Origin of the sequence: Mycobacterium sp. (assembly GCF_049280035.1) — a bacterium.
Lineage (GTDB): Bacteria > Actinomycetota > Actinomycetes > Mycobacteriales > Mycobacteriaceae > Mycobacterium.
The window spans coordinates 1-1,738 of sequence record NZ_JBAPPI010000656.1 but is presented as its reverse complement, the minus strand read 5'-3'; the positions used below and the strand labels follow the sequence as shown (position 1 = coordinate 1,738).

The 1,738-nt window shown below is 64.5% G+C and carries 2 protein-coding genes; one reads left to right on the top strand and one right to left on the bottom strand.

Going from position 1 to position 1,738, the window contains the following annotated elements:
- A partial coding sequence (locus WAN71_RS21170; protein WP_422227209.1) for a TIGR03619 family F420-dependent LLM class oxidoreductase occupies positions 1–862 on the top strand: 862 nt, incomplete at its 5' end.
- A 3-nt stretch (positions 863–865) separates the two neighbouring features.
- On the opposite strand, the gene WAN71_RS21165 is transcribed toward WAN71_RS21170, so the two are convergent.
- Positions 866–1,684 carry an enoyl-CoA hydratase/isomerase family protein gene (locus tag WAN71_RS21165; protein WP_422227210.1) on the bottom strand — a complete coding sequence of 273 codons (819 nt, stop codon included), beginning with the start codon at positions 1,682–1,684 and terminating at the stop codon, positions 866–868.
- Positions 1,685–1,738: the final 54 nt, after the last annotated feature.

Here is a 1,738-nt window from a genome sequence, read left to right as displayed (position 1 = left end):
GTTCAGCTATGCCGAGGCAATGACGGACCCGACGTTCTACATTCCGCTGGCGAAAGCCGCGGAAGCCGCCGGCTATGACAGCATGACGATTGCGGACAGCGTCGCCTACCCGTTCGAGTCGGACTCGAAATATCCCTACACCCCCGACGGCAACCGCGAGTTCCTGGACGGCAAGGCGTTCATCGAGACGTTCGTGCTGACCGCCGCGCTGGGCGCGGTGACGACAACACTGCGGTTCAACTTCTTCGTCCTCAAGCTCCCGATCAGGCCGCCGGCGTTGGTCGCCAAACAGGCCGGTTCGCTGGCGGCACTGATCGGCAACCGCGTCGGACTCGGGGTCGGCACCAGCCCGTGGCCCGAGGACTACGAGTTGATGGGTGTCCCATTCGCCAAGCGCGGCAAGCGGATTGACGAGTGCATCGAGATCATCCGCGGCCTGACCACCGGCGACTACTTCGAATTCCACGGCGAGTTTTACGACATACCCAAAACGAAGATGACTCCCGCTCCGACACAACCGATTCCGATCCTGATCGGCGGCCACGCCGACGCGGCGCTACGTCGCGCGGCCCGCGCCGACGGCTGGATGCACGGCGGCGGCGGACCCGAAGAACTCGACCGGCTCATCGGTCGGGTCAAGCAGCTTCGCGAGGAGGAAGGCAAGAGCGGCCAGTTCGAGATCCATGTCATCTCGGCCGACGGCTTCACCCTCGACGGCGTCAAGCGCCTTGAGGACAAAGGCGTCACCGACGTCATCGTGGGCTTCCGGATTCCCTACATCATGGGACCCGACACCGAGCCACTGGACACCAAGATCCGCAACCTGGAGAGGTTCGCCGAGAAGGTGATCGCCAAAGCCTAACGGCTACAGCGGATCCCACACCGCGGGCCGCTTCTCCTGAAGCGCCTTAGCAGCCTCCAGCGGATTGTTGGTGAACCCGCTCAGTATCTGGGTGCGGTTCTCAATCTCCTTGGCGTGCCGCAGGCTTGGCGCATCCAGCGCGGTGTTCAGGCCGATCTTGGTCTGCCATACCCCGTAGGCGTTGTTGGCCACGATCGAGTGGGCCATCTTCAGCGCGGCCGCCATCAGTTCGTCGGGCGCCACCACTTCGTGCACCAGCCTGATCCGGTACGCCTCGTCCGCCTCGATGATGCGACCGGTCAACATCAGCTCCCGCGCCACCCCTGCTCCGACGAGCTTCGGCAACAAGTAGCTGGTGCCCATGTCCATCGATGAGAACCCGGCTTTGATGAAAACCGAGCCGAACCGGGCTTGCTCAGAGGCGATCCGGATGTCGCAGTGCAGCGCGAACGCCAGCCCGCCGCCGACCGCGACGCCGTTGACCGCGGCGATCACCGGGATGGGTAGCTCGTAAAGCCGGGTGTACAGATCGGCCAGCCGAACCTGGGCGTCATAGCTGACCTTGAACGGCGGGCTGTTCGGCGTTGTTTTGGTCCAGGCCTCCCCGGTGCCGCTCAGGTCGGCACCGGCGCAGAATCCGCGTCCGGCGCCGGTCAAGATCGCCGCCCGGAACTCGCCGGTGCTGAGCGCATCCAATGCGTCGTCCATGGCGTCGATCAGCGACCCGTCGATGGCGTTCAACCGCCTGGGCCGGTTCAGGGTGACGCAGGCGATCTTGTTTTCCGCGGTGTCCTCGAGCGTTGCCAATTCCACAGCAGTCATACAGCCACCGTAGGGCAGACGGTCGGAGTCGGCGCCTTCCGTGAACCACACCGC